Source organism: Paraburkholderia sp. AV2 (assembly GCF_054968425.1).
On sequence record NZ_JBANLK010000109.1, the window covers coordinates 1 to 1,888 of the forward strand.

Consider the following 1,888-nt stretch of genomic DNA (forward strand, 5'->3'; position numbering starts at 1 on the left):
TTCTGTAAGGAGGATCACGGATGTCCTGGAATACCCAGCCGCGCACGCTGGAGGTGGCAAGCGACGCGTTCCCGGAATACCACGGCACGCCCCTCTTCGTGGCCGCGCGCCTGCGCGGCGTCGAGAAGCTGGGCCGCCTCTACGACTACGAGGTGGACGTCACGACCATCGAGGCGGTTCACTTTACCCAGGTGCCCCGGTACGTCGACGTCAACAAGCTCGTCGGCAAGCACATGACGGTGAAGATCGCCTGCGAGGGCAACGGCACCCGGGCGGACGGCGGCGCGGTCAACACCGGGGCGGACGTGCGGGAAATCTCGGGGGTGATCGCCGGGGTGAAGTGCCTGGGGGCGGACGAGCGGCGCGTGACCTGGCGCCTGCGCCTGCGGCCCAGCCTCTGGCTGCTGACCCTGAACCGCGAAAACCGGGTGTTCCTGGACCAGGACGTGATCGGGATCACCCGCGAGGTGCTGGCGGATTATCCGGTGATGGTGCGTTACCGCGTGGACGGTCCCGGCTATGGGCGCAAGAGCTACCCGAAGCGCGACTATGTACGCCAATGGTACGAAAGCGACTGGGATTTTTTGAACCGCCTATGGCAGGAGTGGGGCATCACGTTTTTTTACGATAAGGACACCCTGGGGCTGTTCGACGGCGCGAGCTGGAAAAAGCACGGCGCGGCCTGGCGGACGATCCGCTACCTCGACCGGGGCGGCCAGCGCATTGACGAGGAACACATCCACAAGCTGGCGCTGTCGCGTGCGCTCACGACCGGCAAGGTGACGGTGACGGACTACGACTATACGTGGGGCGAGGCGAACCTGAACCGCACGATCCAGATCCACCGCGCGGCGACGGGCGACAACGCCGAGGAATATATCCCGGCCGAGTACGCGCAGCCGCTCCAGGGCGGCATGGGCCTGCATGGCGAGCGCAACGACTGGGAGTTCGAGGCGGACCACCTGGCGCGCATGCGGGCCGAGGCGCACCGCTGCAAGTCCCTGCGGATCAGGGGTAAGGGCAACCTGCGGGGGCTGAAGACGGGCTTCGCGTTCTACCTGGAAGGCTTCCCGTATGCCCCGGCCAACATGGAATACGTAGTGACGGGCACGAAGATCGAGATCGTGAACAACGATACGGTCACGCAAAGCGGACAGCCGCAGCGCGAGTACACGTGCAAAACGAGCTTCACGGCACAGGACGCCAACGAGGTGTACCGCACGCCGCTGACCGCGAAGAAGCCGCGCGCGTTCGCGGAGACGGCCATCGTGGCGGGGTACGACAAGGACATCATCTGCACGGACCAGATGGCGCGGCTCAAGCTGTGGATGACGTGGGACCGGCGGGGCAAACGCGACGGTCGCGCGACGTGCTGGGTGCCGCTGTCGCAGCCGTGGCAGGGCAACCGTTACGGGGCGGTCTGGATTCCGCGCGTGGATGACCACGTGCACGTGGGCTATATCAACGAGGACCCGGATCGTCCGTTCGTACTGTCGAGCCATACGACGAACGACAACACGACGCCGTGGGACCTGCCGGGTCAGGGCAACGACGCGCTGTCGGGCTGGCGCAGCCAGGACATTGGAGGCAAGAGCATCGCGTCGAACAGCGTGGTGACGGACGACACGCCCGGCAGGCTCCAGGTGCAGGTGGCGAGCGACCAGGCGAACTCGCGGTTCGTGGCGGGGTTCAATACGCGCATCGAGGGCAACAGGGGGCGCACGGTGGCGCGCGGTGAGGGTATCGAGATGGCCACCGATGCGCACGGGGTCGTGCGGGCCAACAAGGGCATGCTGGTGACGACCGAGACGCGGGCCGGGGCAACGGCCCCGATGATGGACATGGGCGAGACGGTGGCGCGGCTCACCCAGGCGCGACAGCAGCATGA

General features: G+C 66.4%; 1 protein-coding gene. It reads left to right on the forward strand.

From position 1 onward, the window contains the following. Positions 1-20 precede the first annotated feature (20 nt). The coding region (locus tag V8683_RS31275) for a type VI secretion system Vgr family protein (RefSeq protein WP_462849721.1) at positions 21-1,888 on the forward strand (1,868 nt) is incomplete at its 3' end.